This is a genomic window from Pseudomonas sp. S31 (genome assembly GCF_016648105.1).
Taxonomy (GTDB): domain Bacteria; phylum Pseudomonadota; class Gammaproteobacteria; order Pseudomonadales; family Pseudomonadaceae; genus Aquipseudomonas.
Map to the genome: position 1 here is coordinate 142,382 of NZ_JACVVE010000010.1, position 15,639 is coordinate 158,020.

The window sequence follows — 15,639 nt, forward strand, 5'->3', positions numbered from 1 at the left end:
CAACAAGCTTCGTGTCGAGGGCAGCCATGCATCAACATCAATCCGACCGCCAGGGACTGGAAAGCTGGACCATGGCCATGCAGCAGATCTGCGGCCGTTTCGAGACCCAACTCGCCTCCAATCATTCGTTGTTCATCGGTGAAGTGTCGGCCGGTTTGCGCGCCGGCCTGCCGGTGGCCAACCTGCGCACCAACGCCGGCAAGATCCGCCGCCTCGGCGAGAACCCCGCCCTTGACGATGACCAGCACTGCTTCCTGGTGTTCCAGCGCACCGGGCATTCCAGCGTCGCCCAGGGTGGCGCCCACGTCAGCTTGGCACCGGGCGAGCTGCTGCTGATGGATTCGGTCGGGCAGTGCGAAATCAACCCCAGTGGCCTGATCGAGCATGTCTCGCTGGCCTTGCCGCGCGAGCAGGTGCGCAAGCATGTGCAGGGCAACGGCGTGATGTTCGGCAAGATCTCCTCGACCAATGCCTGCGGGCGCATGTTGCACATGCTGATGGACCAGTTGTGCAACGAAGGCAGTGCGGCCGATGACGGCGCCACTGGCGAAGCGTTGCAAAGCGCCTTCATCGCTTTGCTCGAACCGGGCTTCGAGCGCGGTAATGCCAGCGCCTGCCATTTTTCCAGCCTGAGCGGCGCTAACCTGCGCCAATACGTGCAGCAGGTGATCGACGAGTCACTGTCGCAACCTGGGTTGACCCCTACCAGCCTGGCGGGGCGCTTGAACATTTCCGTGCGGCACTTGTACCGGTTGTTCGAGGAGCAGGGCGACAGCGTGTGCCGCTATATCCAGCGGGCCCGCTTGCAGCGCAGTGCCGATGACCTGGCCAATCCGTTTTTCCGCAGCGAGTCGATCACCTCGATCGCCTACAAATGGGGTTTCACCGATTCGGCGCATTTCAGCCGGTCGTTCAAGAAGCACTTCGAGCAGTCGCCGAAGGATTTTCGGGCGCAGGCGATGGTGTGAGCGCGCTCGCACCTTTGGCGGCTAGCGCGCTGCATGGCACAGGCTCCGCCTGTGTTCGCGGGTAAACGACACCACCCTGTAGGAGCGGGTTTACCCGCGAACACGGGCGAAGCCCGTGCCATGTAAACTCAGCGGCGGCCGTTGAAATAACCTGAGAGCTGGTGCACGGTCTTGCCGGCAGTCAGCAGCAGTGGGCGCAGGTGGTCCTTGCCGAGGATCCGCGCATGCTTGACCGAGCTGATCAGGTCATAACGCGACGACCCTTCATGCATGCCCTCCGCGAGAATCTTGCAAATGATATGGCTGGGTGTGACGCCAAAGCCGGAATACCCCTGCACGTAGAACGCATTGGGGCGTCCGGTCAAGGTGCCGATCTGCGGGAACAGGTTGGCGCTGGTGGCCATCGGGCCGCCCCAGGCGAGGTCGATGCGCACGTCCTTGAGGTAGGGGAAGATCTTCAGCATCAACGCCCGGTTCCAGGCCTTGAGGTCCAGTGGAATGTGTTCGACGAAGGGGGTGGCGGCACCGAACAGCAAGCGGTTCTCGCGGGTGACCCGGTAGTAGTCGATGACCGGGCGGATGTCGCTGTAGGCGCCACGGATCGGGCTGATGCGCTGGATCATTTCGTCCGACAGCGGCTCGGTCATGAGCTGGAAGGCGTAGGTGTTGATGGTGCGCGCGTGCAGCTCCGGCTCCAGCTTGTTGAGGAAGCTGTCGCAAGCCCACAGCAGCTTGCTGGCGCGCACCGAACCACGGCCGGTGCGCACCTTGATGCGCTCGCCGTAGGTCACTTCCAGCGCTGGGCTGTGCTCGAAGATGCGCGCGCCGTGGCCGATCAGGGCCTGGGCTTCGCCGAGCAGCAGGTTGAGCGAGTGCACGTGGCCGCCGCCCATGTGCAGCAGGGCACTGCTGTAGGCATCGCTGCCGATGATCTGGCGTACTTCCGAGCCGCCCAGGAAGCGGATTTCGTCGTGGCTGTTGATGGCCTTGAAGTCTTTTTCCCAGGCGCGCAGGGTCTGTTCCTGACGGCGGTTGAAACCCATGTAGCCGTAGCCATGGCAGAAGTCGGCATCGATGGCGTAGCGCGCGATGCGCTCCTTGATGATGCCGGCACCCAGTTCGCTGATCTCGAAGATCTGCTTCAGGCCCTGGTCGCCGACACTGCGCCTGATCTTCTCGAGGTCGTGGCCGATGCCGGCCATGATCTGCCCACCGTTGCGCCCCGTACCGCCAAAGCTCAGGTAGCGCGCCTCGAGCACGACGATATCGGTGATGCCTTTTTCTGCCAGCTCGAGGGCTGTGTTGATCCCCGAGAAGCCGCCGCCGATGACCACGACATCGGCTTCGATATCGTCTTCCAGGGTGGGGAAGCTCAGGTTGTACTTCTTGGTCGCTGAGTAGTAGGTCGGGGTCTCGACGGTGATCATGACGCAGCCTGCTGAATTGGAGTTGTGATAGGGCCGTTGCGGTGGGGGCTGGCGCTCCGGGTCATTGAGCACCTGACTATGGGTAGACGTCTTGCCCGAGCCTGACAGCCAGTTTAACTAGCCTGCCATTCAGCCGCATAGGTGCGGCGATGACGTACTTTTCGTGATTTGGTTAATGTATTAATGAACGCGTGCTGGCATACTCGCCAGCACGCTTTTCCACCACGATGCATGAGCCAGCATGACCACACCAAGACCTTCCCTGACGCTCACTTTGTTGCAAGCGCGCGAAGCCACCATGGCGTTCTTTCGCCCGGCCCTGAACGCCCATGACCTGACCGAGCAGCAATGGCGGGTGATTCGCATCCTGCGCCAGAAGGGCGAATTGGAAAGCCACCAACTGGCCGAGCTGGCGTGCATCCTCAAGCCGAGCATGAGCGGCGTGCTCAAGCGCCTGGAGCGCGACGGCATCGTCGGCCGGCGCAAGTCGCCGGAGGACCAGCGGCGGGTGTTCATCAGCCTGACGGTCAAAGGCCAGCAGGCGTTCCTGGCGATGAGCGAGGAAATGGGCCGCAACTACGAGCGCATCCTCGCTCAGTTCGGCGAGGACAAGCTGCAGCAGTTGATGCAGCTGCTCGACGAGATGAAAAAGATCAAGCCGTGACCCGCTGGGCGCCAGCGCCCGTGGTGAGCGACGGCGATTCGTCGAAAATCTTTCAGCGGCGAGGCTTTACGCCGGGGTCGGTATCCATCAGCGCTACAGGGCGGCAGGCCCTGCGGGCAAACCATGGAAAGTGCAATTTTACCCTCGGAACGTGCATTTCTCGGCCTCATCCATCGCCACATACTGAACGCGTCATCGAGATTTCTCGGCTGCCTGGTGCAGTGCTGGGCCAGCACGCTGACTATCCAATAATAAAGAGACCGTTCATGAAAAAGCCAAATCCCCTGCTGGAAGATCTCAAGGCTATCCTGCCGACCATTGCCGCCAATGCCATGCGTGCGGAGCAGAATCGCAGCGTCCCGGCAGAGAACATCGCCTTGCTCAAGAGCATCGGCCTGCATCGGGCGTTCCTGCCCAAGCAGTACGGCGGCCTGGAGATCTCCCTGCCACAGTTCGCCCAGTGCATCGCCCTGCTGGCCGGCGCTTGCGCCAGCACCGCATGGGCCATGAGCCTGCTGTGCACCCACAGTCACCAGATGGCGATGTTCTCGCCCAAGCTGCAGCAGGACGTCTGGGGTGACGACCCGGACGCCACCGCCAGCAGCAGCATCGCGCCGTTCGGTCGCATCACGGAAGTCGAGGGTGGCGTGAGCTTCAGTGGCGAGATGGGCTGGAGTTCGGGCTGCGACCATGCCGAGTGGGCCATCCTCGGCTTCCGTCGGCCAAACGCCGAAGGCACCCAGGACTATTGCTTCGCGGTACTGCCGCGCAGCGACTATGAAATCCGCGACGACTGGTACGCGGTCGGCATGCGCGGCAGCGGCAGCAAGACCCTGATCGTCAAGGATGCGTTCGTACCCGAGCACCGCATCCAGAAGGCCAAGGACATGATGGAAGGCAAGTCGGCGGGCTTTGGCTTGTACCCGGACAGCAAGATCTTCTTCGCCCCGTATCGTCCGTACTTCGCCAGTGGTTTCTCCACGGTCAGCCTCGGCGTTGCCGAGCGCATGCTGGAGGTGTTCCGCGAGAAGACCCGCAACCGTGTGCGCGCCTACACCGGAGCTGCGGTCGGTGCTGCCACCCCGGCGCTGATGCGCCTGGCCGAGTCGACCCACCAGGTGGCTGCCGCGCGGGCGCTGCTGGAAAAGAGCTGGGACGAGATTGCCGAGCACAGTGAGCGTCATGCATACCCCTCGCGCGGGACCCTGGCGTTCTGGCGCACCAACCAGGGCTACGCGGTGAAAATGTGCATCCAGGCGGTCGATCGCCTGATGGAAGCCGCTGGCGGCGGTGCCTGGTTCGAGAGCAACGAGCTACAGCGGCTGTTCCGCGATTCGCACATGACCGGTGCCCATGCCTACACCGACTACGACGTCTGCGCACAGATCCTCGGCCGCGAGCTGATGGGCCTGGAGCCTGATCCGGCGATGGTCTGAGCCAGCACCTGGCCGATCCCGACACAACCACAAAAACGAAGAGGGCAGGCCGCCTTGCCTGCCTGGGAGTCTTGCATGTCCAATCCAACCGATTTCGATACCCGTGCCTTCCGCCGCGCCCTGGGCAATTTCGCCACTGGCGTCACCGTGGTCACCGCTGCCGGGCCCAGCGGCCGCAAGGTCGGCGTCACCGCCAACAGCTTCAACTCGGTGTCGCTGGACCCGGCGCTGATCCTCTGGAGCATCGACAAGCGCTCGACCAGCCATGAAGTGTTCGAGGAAGCCTCGCACTTTGCCGTGAACATCCTGGCCGCCGACCAGATCGACCTGTCGAACAACTTCGCCCGGCCCAAGGAAGACCGGTTTGCCGGCATCGACTACGAGCAAGGCGCAGGCGGTGCACCGCTGTTCGCCGACTGCTCGGCGCGCTTCCAGTGCGAGAAGTTCCAGCAGCTCGACGGGGGCGACCACTGGATCCTGGTCGGCAAGGTAGTGGCCTTCGATGACTTCGGTCGCTCGCCGCTGCTGTACCACCAGGGTGCCTACTCGATGGTGCTGCCGCACACCCGCATGACCCAGCGCGCCGAAGGCCAGGCGCCGAGCAGTCACTTCCAGGGCCGCCTGCAGCACAACCTTTACTACCTGATGACCCAGGCCCTGCGTACCTACCAGGCCGACTACCAGCCGCGCCAGCTGTGCACCGGCCTGCGTACCAGCGAGGCGCGCATGCTGATGGTGCTGGAGAACGATGCCGGCCTGAGCCTGAACGACCTGCAGCGCGAGGTGGCGATGCCGGCCCGCGAGATCGAGGAGGCGGTGGCCAATCTCAAGCGCAAAGGACTGATCGCCGACGACGATGGACGGGTGCGGTTGTCGGTCAAGGGTGTGGATGAAACCGAGGCGCTGTGGACCATTGCCCAGGAACAGCAGGACAAGGTATTCGGGCAGTTCAGTGCCGAGCAGATGGATACGTTCAAGACCGTACTCAAGGCGGTCATCCAGATGTAAGGGCCTCGCTGGCAACGAAAACGGCGCCCATCAGGCGCCGTTTTGCTGTTCAGGTGTAGGAGCGCTTCCTATCAGTAAACGCCACCTGCAGAGCTGGCGGACGCCGGCACACCCTTGAACTTCCCTGCCAGCGCCTGCAACCCACGCATCAGCACCGTAGTATCGACCCCTACCGCAACAAAGGCCGCACCCAGCTCGATGTAGCGCCGCGCTAGCTTCTCGTCGGCGCTGAGAATCCCCGCCGCCTTGCCAGCCTTGCCGATGCGCACGATGGCGTCCTCGATCGCTGCCTGCACCTCTGGGTGCCCGGGGTTGCCACGGTGGCCCATGGCGGCGCTGAGGTCGGCCGGGCCGATGAACACACCATCTACGCCGTCGACCGCGACGATCTCGTCCAGGTTGGCCAGGCCTTCCATGTTCTCGATCTGCACCAGCAGGCACATCTGCGCGTCGGCCTGGTCGAGGTACCCCGGGATGCTGTTCCAGCGCGAGGCCCGCGCCAGGGCGCTGCCCACGCCACGCACACCCTTGGGCGGGTAGTGCACGGCCTTGACCAGCTGGCTCGCCTGTTCGGCGCTCTCGACCATCGGTACCAGCAGTGTCTGCGCGCCGATATCCAGCACTTGCTTGATCAGCGCGGTATCGCCGATCACCGGGCGAATCACTGGCTGGCTGGGGTAGGGCGCCACTGCCTGCAACTGCGCGAGCATGCCGCGCAGGTCGTTGGGGGCATGCTCGCCGTCGATCAGCAGCCAGTCGAAACCGGCATTGGCGGCAAGCTCTGCGCAATAGGCATCGGCCAGGCCCAGCCACAGGCCGATTTGTGCCTGGCCGCTGCGCAGGCGCTGCTTGAAGGTGTTGATGGGCATGTCCATGGCAGGTTCCTCAAACGAAACGGCAGGCAATCGAGCCGAGCATGTCGTAGTCGACGTGGAAGGTGTCGCCGGGGCGCGCAGCCACCGGGCGGGTGAACGAACCGCCGAGGATGATCTGGCCAGGCTCCAGGGTGATGTCGTACGGGGCCAGCTTGTTGGCCAACCAGGCGACGCCTTTTGCCGGGTGATTGAGCACGGCGGCGCTGACCCCGGACTCCTCGATCACGCCATTGCGGTAGAGCACCGCCGGCACCTTGCGCAGGTCGATCTCGGTGGGGCGCACGGCGCGCCCACCCATGACCACGCCGGCATTGGCGGCGTTGTCGGAAATGGTATCGAAGACCTTGCGCGTGGTCTGGGTCTGTGGGTCGATCTGCTGGATCCGCGCATCGATGATCTCCAGGGCCGGAATCACCCACTCGGTGGCGTCCAGCACGTCGAACACGGTCACGTTGGGACCCTTGAGCGGCTTGCCGAGGATAAACGCCAGCTCGACCTCGACCCGCGGCACGATGAAGCGCTCGAACGGGATGTCGGTGCCTTCGTCGAACAGCATGTCGTCGAGCAGGGCGCCGTAGTCGGGCTCGGTGATGTTCGACGAGACCTGCATGGCGCGCGAGGTCAGGCCGATCTTGTGGCCGACCAGCTTGCGCCCGGAGGCGATCTTCCTGGCGACCCAGGCGCGCTGGATGGCGTAGGCGTCTTCGATGGTGATGGCCGGTTGTTCCAGGGAGAACTGGCGCACCTGCTCGCGGCTGCGCTCGGCCTGGTCGAGGCGTTCGGCCGCCTGTTGGATGAAAGCGTTGTCAAGCATGGTGGGTATCTCGCTATAGGTGGGCGGTGGCTGCCGTCGCAGTTGGCGGCAGGCCACGCGCAAAAGGGGCTTCAGAGCGAACGGTTGAACAGCGGATGCAAGCTGCTGTGCTTGGCATCGAAGACCTGCTGGGCGCTTTCGTCGATCTGCAGGGTGAGGCCGATCGGGCGCTGCTGCAGCAGCCCGTCGAGGCGGGCCTTGAGCACCTGCAGCAGGCTGTCGCCGACCGCCTTGTGCACTGTGGTGCTGCGGCCGCTGCCCATGCGCAGGTTGGCGTAGAGGAAACCGTACTCGCCCTTGCCGTCGGCCACGGCGCAGTGCGCGGCCGGGTAGGCCAGCACGCGGGTGCCGCCGGTGGGGAATACGGCTTTGCCGGCCTCGTCGCGTTGTTCGAGCATGCTGTCGGCCAGGGCGCGACACAGCCCGGGGATGTCTGCGTCGCGTTCCAGGTCGGGGGTATAGAGCAGAACCAGGTGGGGCATGACGGGAGTCCTCGTCAGGAGCAACACCCGGCCACCCGCGAGGGCGACCGGGCGTATGCAGATTACAGGCGGCTGGTGGACACCACATCGGCCGGGTTGGCGGCCTGTGCGGGTGGAATGGCCGAGCCATCCTGCGGGGTGACCGGGAAGATCGCATTGATCTGGCCGGTACCCGACGAGCCGAAGTAGGGCGTGACCACTTCGGCCCTGCCGTCGTACTTCGACCAGCCCAGGGCGCCGAGCAGCATCGCGGTGTCGTGCATGAAGCCTTCGCCGTGGCCCTTGGCCGCATACTCCGGGAGCATTCCGCAGAAGGCGTCCCATTCGGCGTTTTCCCACATCTGCACCACGCGGTGGTCGAGGGTTTCCAGGAACGGGCTCCAGACCTTGGTGGCGAAGTCCGGTGCCTGGCCGTTCTGGGCGAAGCGGTGCGACAGCGAGCCGCTGGCGAGAAACGCCACGGTGCCGTCGTAGTGGTCTTCGATGGCCTTGCGCATGGCCCAGCCGAGGCGCGCGCTGTCGGCCAGGTAGTGCGAGGTGCACAGCGCCGAGACCGAGATCACCTTGAAGTGCTGGTCCTGGTTCATGTAGCGCATCGGTACCAGGGTGCCGTACTCCGGGCCCAGGGTGGTGGCATGGTGGGCCATGGTCTCGACGTCGAAGCGGTTGCACGCCTCGGCCAGCAGTTTGCCCAGCTCGGTGTTGCCGGGGAACGCGTAGGGCATGTTGCTGATGAAGTGCGGCAGTTCGTTGCTGGTGTACACGCCCTCGAAGTGCGGCCCGCACAGCACATGGTAATTGGCGTTGACCAGCCAGTGGGTGTCGAACACGACGATGGTGTCCACACCCAGCTCACGGCAGCGGCGGCTGATCTCGTAGTGCCCGTCGATGGCGGCCTGGCGGAAACCCTGGCGTGGGCCCGGCAGTTCGGACAGGTACATGGACGGTACATGGGTAATCTTGGCAGCGAGAGCGAGTTTGCCCATGGGAATCTCCGGTAAGCAGTTGTTGTTATCGTGTGGGAGCGGGCTTGCCCGCGAAAAAATCACCGCGGTGGATGGCACCGGCTTTGCCGGTGTTCGCGGGCAAGCCCGCTCCCACAGGGTTACCCGCCCTACCTGGAGGCTTTACACCCCCCAGCGAGGGATGTGGTGGCTACCCATGGAAATGCACACGTTCTTGATCTCGGCGAACACTTCGAAGCTGTATTGTCCGCCTTCACGGCCGGTACCGGAACCTTTCACGCCACCAAACGGCTGGCGCAGGTCGCGCACGTTCTGGCTGTTGATGAACACCATGCCGGCCTCGATGCCTCGGGCCAGGCGGTGGGCTTTGCCGATGTCCTGGGTCCAGATGTACGAGGCCAGGCCGTACTCGGTGTCGTTGGCCAGTTGCAGCGCCTCGGCTTCGTCCTTGAACGGGATCAGGCAGACCACCGGGCCGAAGATTTCTTCCTGGGCGATGCGCATCTTGTTGTTCACGTCGGCGAACACGGTGGGCTGGATGAACTGCCCCTTGGCCAGGTGCGCCGGCAGATTCGCCGGGCGCTCCAGGCCACCTGCGACCAGGCGTGCGCCTTCCTCGATGCCGATCTTGATGTAGCCGGTGACCTTGTCGTAGTGCTGCTGGGTGATCATCGAGCCTACTTGGGTCTTCGGATCGGTCGGGTCACCGACGATCAGGCGCTTGGCGCGGGCGGCGAACTCGGCGACGAACTGCGGGTACACGCTTTCCTGGATGAAGATCCGGCTGCCGGCGGTGCAGCGCTCGCCGTTGAGCGAGAAGATGGTGAACAGCGCGGCGTCCAGGGCGCGCTCGAGGTCGGCGTCCTCGAAGATCAGCACCGGCGACTTGCCGCCCAGCTCCATCGAGTACTTCTTCAAGCCGGCGGTCTGCATGATCTTGCGACCCGTGGCAGTGCCGCCGGTGAAGGAAATGGCGCGTACGTCCGGGTGGCGCACCAGGGCGTCACCGGCGGTGGCGCCGTAGCCCTGGATCACGTTCAGCACGCCGTTGGGAATGCCGGCCTCGACGGCCAGGCGGCCCAGCTCGTTGGCGGTCAGCGGCGACAGCTCGCTCATCTTCAGCACCGCGGTGTTGCCCAGCGCCAGGCAGGGCGCGGTCTTCCAGGTGGCGGTCATGAACGGTACGTTCCACGGGCTCACCAGGCCACACACACCCACCGGCTGGTACAGGGTGTAGTTGAGCATCTGGTCGTCGACCGGATAGGAGTGGCCGTCCATGCGCGTACAGACTTCGGCGAAGAAGTCGAAGTTGTGCGAGGCACGCGGAATCAGCACGTTCTTGGTCTGGTGGATCGGCAGGCCGGTGTCCAGGGTCTCGAGCTCCGCCAGCTTCGGCACGTTCTGGTCGATCAGCTCACCCAGCTTGCGCATCAGCCGGGCACGTTCCTTGGCCGGGGTGTTGGCCCACTTGGGGAAGGCTTCCTTGGCCGCGGCCACGGCCTGGGCGACTTCTTCGGCACCGCCGCTGGCGACTTCGCAGATGGCGTCGCCGGTGGCCGGGTTGTAGTTGACGAAGGTGTCTTTGCTTTCGACCTCACGGCCGTTGATCCAGTGCTTGATCATGCTGCTCATGCCTTGTTGTTCTTGAAGAAATCAGCTTCGCTGACGATTCGGTTGACCAGCCGGCCCACGCCTTCCACTTCCACCACCACTTCATCGCCCGGCACCACGTCGGCCAGGCCTTCCGGGGTGCCGGTGGCGATCATGTCGCCCGGTTGCAGGGTCATGAAGCTGGAGAAGTATTCGATCAGGTACGGAATGTCGAAGATCATATCCGCGGTGGTGCCTTCCTGCTTCAGCTCGCCGTTGATCCAGGTGCGCAGCTTGAGGTTGCTCACGTCCGGCACTTCGGCGGCATCGACGATCCACGGGCCGACCGGGGTGGTGGCGTCGCGGTTCTTCACACGCAGGTTGGGGCGGTAGTAGTTCTCGAGGTAGTCGCGGATGGCGTAGTCGTTGCACACGGTGTAGCCGGCGACGTAGGCCAGGGCATCTTCGCGCTTGACGTTTTTCGCCGGCTTGCCGATGACCGCCACCAACTCGCACTCGTAGTGCATGTACTCGACGTTGTCCGGACGCCAGGTGACCTGGCCGTGGCCGGTGTAGGTGCCCGGCGACTTGATGAAGGCCAGCGGCTCGGTGGGCGGGGTGAAGGCCAGTTCGCGGGCGTGGTCGGCGTAGTTCAGGCCCAGGGCGAACATGCTGCCGGTGGCCGGTGGCAGCCACTCGACCTGATGCTCGGCCAGCAGCCGGCCATCGGCCAGGCGTACGGCGTTGTCGGCTTCGACGGTGACGCTGTGGACATTGCCTTCATAACGGATGCGTGCGTGCTTCATGCCTGGTCCTCCGACTCGGCGACGATGGTGTTCGCCAGGCGGCCAAGGCCTGTGATCTCGACTTCGACGTGATCGCCCGGGTGCACGTCGACACGGCCCTCGGGGGTGCCGGTGATCAGCACGTCACCGGCGTGCAGGGTCATGAACTCGCTGAGCTCGGCGATCAGCTGGGGAATGCCACGCACCAGGTTGGCGGTGGTGTTTTCCTGCACCACCACGCCGTTGACGTAGAGCTTCAGGGTCAGCTGGTGCGGGTCGGCGATGGCCGCTACCGGCACCAGCTCGGGGCCGATGGCGCAGAAGCCGTCACGGCACTTGGCTTTCACCGCCGGGCGGTAGTAGCTGTCTTCCGGCAGGCTGTATTCGTTGACGATGGTATAGCCGGCCACGTGGGCCAGGGCATCGGCGGCGCTCACCCGGCTGGCGTCCTTGCCGATCACCACACCCAGGGCTGGGCCGGGCTGCAGGCGCTCGCCAGCAGGCTGGATCACATCCGCGCCATGGGCGTTGCGGGTGTTGGGGGTCTTGATGAACAGCACCGGCTTGACCGGGGCCTGTTTGTACGGCGGCTGTTCGAACTCGGCCAGACGTTGCTGCAGCAGACCGTTGTAGTTCAGCGCTACGCCGAACAAGGTGCCGTTCGCAACGTCATGCAAGGCATGGCTCATGCTTCTCTCCTGGCAGTGGTGGGTAGCAGGCGCCGCCCAGTCATATTGTTAATGTGTTAACGTTATAATTAAGATGTTAACGAACGTCAAGGCTTCCGACGGTGGCAACCGCTGCGTGGCAGGTGCACCATGGGGCCTGGTCAACTCGGTCAAGCGATTAGCGAGCAAGCAGTGATGAGCGATCGGCACCCCATCCCGAACATCAACATCGGTCAGGTCTACGACCAGCGCTACAGCGACAGCGAGGTGCATTACGACCGGCTCGGCAACCTGGCCGGGTTCTTCGGGCGCAACATGCCGGTGCATCGCCATGACCGGTTCTTCCAGGTGCACTACATCAAGTCCGGCACGGTGCGGGTGTACCTGGACGACCAGCAGTTCATCGAGTCGGCGCCGATGTTCTTTTTCACGCCGCCGACGGTGCCGCATTCCTTCGTCACCGAAGCCGATAGCGACGGGCACGTGCTGACGGTGCGCCAGCAATTGGTGTGGCAACTGATCGAGGCGGACCCCAGCCTGCTGCCGGCGGGGATGCAGGTGCGGCCGGCCTGCGTGGCGCTGGGCAAGGTGCCGCTGGCCGACCAGGCCGAGGCGCGGCGCCTGGAGCACTGGTTGGAGGCGCTCAGCGATGAGTTCGCCAGCCCCCATCCGGGGCGCGAGGCGGCGTTGCAGTCGCTCACCCGGTTGATCATGGTCAGCCTGCTGCGGCTGTGCCCCAACTCGCAGGAAGCCACGCCGGCCCGGCACGAGGACTTGAAGATCTTCCACCGCTTCAACGCCCTGATCGAGGCGCACTACCTCGAGCACTGGCCGCTGGCGCGCTACGCCCAGCAGATCGGCGTGACCGAGGCGCGGCTCAACGATGTGTGCCGGCGCATCGCCGACCTGCCGTCCAAGCGCCTGGTGCTGGAGCGGCTGATGCAGGAGGCCAAGCGCCTGCTGCTGTTCTCCGGCAGTTCGGTGAACGAAATCTGCTACCAGCTCGGCTTCAAGGACCCGGCCTACTTCAGCCGGTTCTTCAACCGCTATGCCAAGCTCACGCCTGGCGAATTCCGGCAGCGGCAGGCGGAGTTGCAGGGAAATGGCCACGTCGTTGCACCTGGCTAGCTTGGCGTTGTTTGCCAGTGATGCTCGCACCTTGCCGGGCGGCCTTGAATGGGTTTTCCGTGGATCAGCTTGCACTTTCCATGGCTGGGGCAGGGCGCCCGGGTGGTTGCCGGCGTGGCCCGATGCGCCTAATCTTGGCACTCGTACCTACCTGCACAGGCTCCACCGATGATCAGGACACAACCTTCGCTGACGCTCAGCCTGCTGCAGGCCCGAGAGGCCGCGATGGCATTTTTCAGGCCGTTGCTCAACGAGCATGATCTGACCGAGCAGCAATGGCGGGTGATCCGCATCTTGCATCAGCAGGGCGAGCTGGAAAGCCATCAGCTGGCGCACCTGGCGTGCATCCTCAAGCCGAGCATGACTGGGGTGCTCGGCCGCCTGGAGCGCGACGGCATGGTCAGCCGGCGCAAGGCCCCCGAGGACCAGCGCCGGGTGTTCGTGACCTTGACCGACAATGGCCAGGCTTGCTTCGCGGCGATGCGCGAAGGGATGGAAGCCAACTACCGCAAGATCCAGGCGCAGTTCGGCGAAGACAAGCTGCAGCAGTTGATGGCGTTGTTGAACGACCTCAAGCGCATCGCGCCTTAGACGCTGGCCAGCAGCTCATAGCTGCGCAGCCGATCCTCGAAGCGGTGGGTGACGGTGACGATGCCGATTTCCTCGCAGCCGAAGTCCCTGGCGAAGGCCTGGAGCCTGCTGCGGCAGGTCTGCGCCGAGCCGACCACCATGGCGCCCAGTGTCTGGTCGAACTCGGCGCGTTCTCCTGAGCTCATTCGCGCATAGCGCTGCTGCACCTGCTCCGGGCTGAGCAGTGCTTCACGCGGGCCTCGGCCTGCGCTCATCTTGCGGTACACCGCGGTGCCAGCGATGAAACGCGCCTGTTCGTCCGAATCTGCGCAGATAGCCGCTACTGCCAGCAGGCGTGGCGGTGTATCGGCCTGCCCAGCCGGGCGCCAGGCCTGTGCGTGCTGTTCGAAAATGGCCGGTGAACAGACACCGGGGGCAATGAACTGCGCCAGCGCCAGGCCCATGCCCAGTTGGCCGGCCAACTTCGAGCTGCCCCCGCCAGAGCCGAGCATCCACAGCGATGGCATGGCTGCGGGGTCCACCTGGCAGGCGAGGGCGGCATAGGGATGCCCGGCCGGGAAGTCGCCGCGCAGGAACGCGCACAACTCGGCAGCCTGCTGGGGGAAGTGATCGTGTTCGGGGATCTCGCCCGGCGACGCCAGCGCAATGCTGCTCAAGTGGCTGCCGCCCGGCGCGCGGCCGATGCCCAGGTCGATGCGTCCAGGGAACAGGCCGGCGAGCAGGGCGAAGGTTTCGGCGACCTTGTATGGGCTGTAGTGGCTGAGCATGACGCCGCCGCTGCCCACGCGCATGCGTTCGGTGGCGCTGGCGATGCGAGTGAGGAGGATCTCGGGCGCGGCCCCGGCGAACTGGATGCTGTTGTGATGCTCGGCCAACCAGTAGCGGTGGTAGCCCAGGCGCTCGCAGGCCTGGGCCAGCGCCAGCGAGGCCATGGGCGCACTGGCCAGGGTGTAGTGCTCGTGCACGGGTGTTTGGTCGATCACTGTCAGGCGCAAGGTCACAGGCGGTACCGTCTCGGTTGATTCATTCAAGTGTTAACTATTTTGGTACAGTCGCCGACGAATGTTAAGATGTTATCGAATTAATCGTCGTGGAGCACCTTGCTTGAGCAACCCTCATCGCTTGATCGTCCTGTTGGCCGCGCTGGTCGCGTTCGCCCCGCTGTCGATCGATACCTACCTGCCGAGCCTGCCAACCATCGCCCAGGACCTGGCTGCCGATGCCACCCGTGTGCAATTGACCATTGGCGTGTTCCTCGCCGGGCTGTGCCTGGGCATGCTGTTCCATGGCCCGAGCGCCGACCGATATGGGCGCAGGCCGGTGCTGCTGTGGGGCATGCTGCTGTACCTGGGCGCGACCATCGGCTGCCTGCTGGCGGGCACTATCGAGCAGTTGATCGCCTGGCGCTTCCTGCAAGGCGTGGGTGGCGCCGCCGCCGCGGTGTTGGCGCGGGCCATCGTGCGCGACCTGTTCGCCTTGAACGAGGCGGCGCGGATCCTTTCGCTGATGCACCTGGTGACCATGCTCGCCACCCTGGTCGCGCCCTTGGCGGGCAGCTTCCTGATGTTGCTGCATGGCTGGCGGACCATTTTTGCTGGGCTGTTCTGCTTTGCTGCGATCTGCCTGGTCGCCAGCCTGTGGTGCATTCCCGAGACCCATCCGGCCGACAAGCGCACGGGCTCGCTCGGGGCGGCGCTGGGTGGTTACTGGCATATCGCACGCAACACTCAGGCGCTGGCGTTCATCTTGTGCATGGGCTTGTCGTTCGGCGGCATGTTCGCCTTCATCACCGCCTCGCCGTATGTGTACATCGAGTACTTCGGTGTCTCGCCCCATGGCTATGGCTGGCTGTTCGCACTGAACATCGTCGGGGTGATCGTGGTGACCCTTCTCAATGCGCGCTTGGTCGGGCGGCTGGGGCCGTTGGCGATGCTTGGTGTGGGGGCGGCGATCGTCACGGTGGCGGCATTGGGGCTCGGCATTCTAGGGGGACTTGGGCTGTTGGGCTTGAGTGGCATCGTCGTGCTGGTGGTGGCGTATGTCAGCGTCACCGGGCTGATGGGGGCCAATTGCGTGGCCAGCCTGTTGAAGCTGTTCCCTGGCAATGCCGGTGCTGCCGCGGGCCTGGCGGTGTCGACCCAGTTCGCCATGGGCGCGGCGTTCAGTGCGTTGGTCGGGGCGCTGGCCGATGGTTCGCCAAGGCCCATGTGCCTGGTGATCGCGGGGGCGGGGCTGGGG

The 15,639-nt window shown here is 64.5% G+C and carries 16 protein-coding genes; 7 read left to right on the forward strand and 9 right to left on the reverse strand.

Translation table 11 applies throughout. The annotated features are described in order from the left end of the window. Window positions 1–26 precede the first annotated feature (26 nt). Window positions 27–968 (forward strand): transcriptional regulator FeaR, encoded by a 942-nt coding sequence (gene feaR, locus IAE37_RS10265; RefSeq protein ID WP_201173009.1) that lies wholly within the window; start codon window positions 27–29, stop codon window positions 966–968. A 128-nt stretch (window positions 969–1,096) separates the two neighbouring features. On the opposite strand, the gene IAE37_RS10270 is transcribed toward feaR, so the two are convergent. Further along, on the reverse strand, window positions 1,097–2,395 hold the full coding sequence (locus IAE37_RS10270; RefSeq protein ID WP_201173011.1) for an NAD(P)/FAD-dependent oxidoreductase: 1,299 nt from the start codon (window positions 2,393–2,395) through the stop codon (window positions 1,097–1,099). A gap of 241 nt (window positions 2,396–2,636) precedes the next feature. On the opposite strand from IAE37_RS10270, the gene hpaR (IAE37_RS10275) reads away from it, so the two are divergent. The 3 genes from hpaR (IAE37_RS10275) (at window position 2,637) to IAE37_RS10285 (ending at window position 5,503) form a co-directional block, all read left to right on the forward strand. Beyond that, window positions 2,637–3,059: a homoprotocatechuate degradation operon regulator HpaR gene (hpaR, locus tag IAE37_RS10275; RefSeq protein WP_201173014.1), complete on the forward strand. Its 423-nt coding sequence runs from the start codon at window positions 2,637–2,639 to the stop codon at window positions 3,057–3,059. A gap of 266 nt (window positions 3,060–3,325) precedes the next feature. After that, a complete protein-coding gene (locus tag IAE37_RS10280) occupies window positions 3,326–4,495 on the forward strand; it encodes a p-hydroxyphenylacetate 3-hydroxylase oxygenase component (RefSeq protein WP_201173017.1) in 1,170 nt (389 codons plus the stop codon). Between the two features lie 75 nt (window positions 4,496–4,570). Continuing rightward, complete coding sequence (locus IAE37_RS10285) at window positions 4,571–5,503, forward strand: p-hydroxyphenylacetate 3-hydroxylase reductase component (RefSeq protein WP_201173020.1); 933 nt, start codon at window positions 4,571–4,573, stop codon at window positions 5,501–5,503. Between the two features lie 71 nt (window positions 5,504–5,574). Here the strand turns inward: IAE37_RS10285 and hpaI are convergent, their stop codons facing one another. The 7 genes from hpaI to IAE37_RS10320 all read right to left on the reverse strand — a co-directional run bounded on the left by hpaI (window position 5,575) and on the right by IAE37_RS10320 (window position 11,703). After that, window positions 5,575–6,378: a 4-hydroxy-2-oxoheptanedioate aldolase gene (gene hpaI / locus IAE37_RS10290; RefSeq protein ID WP_201173023.1), complete on the reverse strand. Its 804-nt coding sequence runs from the start codon at window positions 6,376–6,378 to the stop codon at window positions 5,575–5,577. A 10-nt stretch (window positions 6,379–6,388) separates the two neighbouring features. Further along, window positions 6,389–7,192 (reverse strand): 2-oxo-hept-4-ene-1,7-dioate hydratase, encoded by an 804-nt coding sequence (gene hpaH, locus IAE37_RS10295; protein ID WP_201173025.1) that lies wholly within the window; start codon window positions 7,190–7,192, stop codon window positions 6,389–6,391. A gap of 71 nt (window positions 7,193–7,263) precedes the next feature. Further along, window positions 7,264–7,674, reverse strand: a complete 411-nt coding sequence (locus IAE37_RS10300; protein WP_201173027.1) for a 5-carboxymethyl-2-hydroxymuconate isomerase — start codon at window positions 7,672–7,674, stop codon at window positions 7,264–7,266. A gap of 62 nt (window positions 7,675–7,736) precedes the next feature. Continuing rightward, complete coding sequence (hpaD, locus tag IAE37_RS10305) at window positions 7,737–8,660, reverse strand: 3,4-dihydroxyphenylacetate 2,3-dioxygenase (protein WP_201173029.1); 924 nt, start codon at window positions 8,658–8,660, stop codon at window positions 7,737–7,739. Window positions 8,661–8,801: 141 nt separating this feature from the next. Continuing rightward, window positions 8,802–10,262, reverse strand: coding sequence for a 5-carboxymethyl-2-hydroxymuconate semialdehyde dehydrogenase (hpaE, locus tag IAE37_RS10310; RefSeq protein ID WP_201173070.1), 1,461 nt, complete (start codon window positions 10,260–10,262; stop codon window positions 8,802–8,804). Window positions 10,263–10,267: 5 nt separating this feature from the next. Next, entirely contained in the window at window positions 10,268–11,035 is a 768-nt protein-coding gene (locus tag IAE37_RS10315; RefSeq protein ID WP_201173033.1) for a fumarylacetoacetate hydrolase family protein, read from the reverse strand. Further along, window positions 11,032–11,703, reverse strand: coding sequence for a fumarylacetoacetate hydrolase family protein (locus tag IAE37_RS10320; RefSeq protein WP_201173045.1), 672 nt, complete (start codon window positions 11,701–11,703; stop codon window positions 11,032–11,034). The genes IAE37_RS10315 and IAE37_RS10320 overlap by 4 nt, the downstream gene beginning before the upstream one ends. 174 nt (window positions 11,704–11,877) lie before the next feature. On the opposite strand from IAE37_RS10320, the gene hpaA reads away from it, so the two are divergent. Both hpaA and hpaR (IAE37_RS10330) read left to right on the forward strand, forming a co-directional pair. Beyond that, window positions 11,878–12,810, forward strand: coding sequence for a 4-hydroxyphenylacetate catabolism regulatory protein HpaA (hpaA, locus tag IAE37_RS10325; RefSeq protein WP_201173047.1), 933 nt, complete (start codon window positions 11,878–11,880; stop codon window positions 12,808–12,810). 168 nt (window positions 12,811–12,978) lie between these two features. Beyond that, window positions 12,979–13,401 (forward strand): homoprotocatechuate degradation operon regulator HpaR, encoded by a 423-nt coding sequence (hpaR, locus tag IAE37_RS10330; protein ID WP_201173049.1) that lies wholly within the window; start codon window positions 12,979–12,981, stop codon window positions 13,399–13,401. Here the strand turns inward: hpaR (IAE37_RS10330) and IAE37_RS10335 are convergent. Then, window positions 13,398–14,432: an MsnO8 family LLM class oxidoreductase gene (locus tag IAE37_RS10335; RefSeq protein WP_201173051.1), complete on the reverse strand. Its 1,035-nt coding sequence runs from the start codon at window positions 14,430–14,432 to the stop codon at window positions 13,398–13,400. The genes hpaR (IAE37_RS10330) and IAE37_RS10335 overlap by 4 nt on opposite strands. A gap of 73 nt (window positions 14,433–14,505) precedes the next feature. Between IAE37_RS10335 and IAE37_RS10340 the strand changes: the two genes are divergently transcribed. Beyond that, window positions 14,506–15,639: Bcr/CflA family multidrug efflux MFS transporter (locus IAE37_RS10340; RefSeq protein ID WP_328822714.1), on the forward strand; the 1,134-nt coding region annotated here is incomplete at its 3' end.

Coding starts and splice junctions, on each gene's coding strand:
- feaR (WP_201173009.1), top strand. CDS start 27: ATGCATCAACATCAATCCGACCGCCAGGGACTGGAAAGCTGGACCATG.
- IAE37_RS10270 (WP_201173011.1), bottom strand. CDS start 2,395: ATGATCACCGTCGAGACCCCGACCTACTACTCAGCGACCAAGAAGTAC.
- hpaR (WP_201173014.1), top strand. CDS start 2,637: ATGACCACACCAAGACCTTCCCTGACGCTCACTTTGTTGCAAGCGCGC.
- IAE37_RS10280 (WP_201173017.1), top strand. CDS start 3,326: ATGAAAAAGCCAAATCCCCTGCTGGAAGATCTCAAGGCTATCCTGCCG.
- IAE37_RS10285 (WP_201173020.1), top strand. CDS start 4,571: ATGTCCAATCCAACCGATTTCGATACCCGTGCCTTCCGCCGCGCCCTG.
- hpaI (WP_201173023.1), bottom strand. CDS start 6,378: ATGGACATGCCCATCAACACCTTCAAGCAGCGCCTGCGCAGCGGCCAG.
- hpaH (WP_201173025.1), bottom strand. CDS start 7,192: ATGCTTGACAACGCTTTCATCCAACAGGCGGCCGAACGCCTCGACCAG.
- IAE37_RS10300 (WP_201173027.1), bottom strand. CDS start 7,674: ATGCCCCACCTGGTTCTGCTCTATACCCCCGACCTGGAACGCGACGCA.
- hpaD (WP_201173029.1), bottom strand. CDS start 8,660: ATGGGCAAACTCGCTCTCGCTGCCAAGATTACCCATGTACCGTCCATG.
- hpaE (WP_201173070.1), bottom strand. CDS start 10,262: ATGATCAAGCACTGGATCAACGGCCGTGAGGTCGAAAGCAAAGACACC.
- IAE37_RS10315 (WP_201173033.1), bottom strand. CDS start 11,035: ATGAAGCACGCACGCATCCGTTATGAAGGCAATGTCCACAGCGTCACC.
- IAE37_RS10320 (WP_201173045.1), bottom strand. CDS start 11,703: ATGAGCCATGCCTTGCATGACGTTGCGAACGGCACCTTGTTCGGCGTA.
- hpaA (WP_201173047.1), top strand. CDS start 11,878: ATGAGCGATCGGCACCCCATCCCGAACATCAACATCGGTCAGGTCTAC.
- hpaR (WP_201173049.1), top strand. CDS start 12,979: ATGATCAGGACACAACCTTCGCTGACGCTCAGCCTGCTGCAGGCCCGA.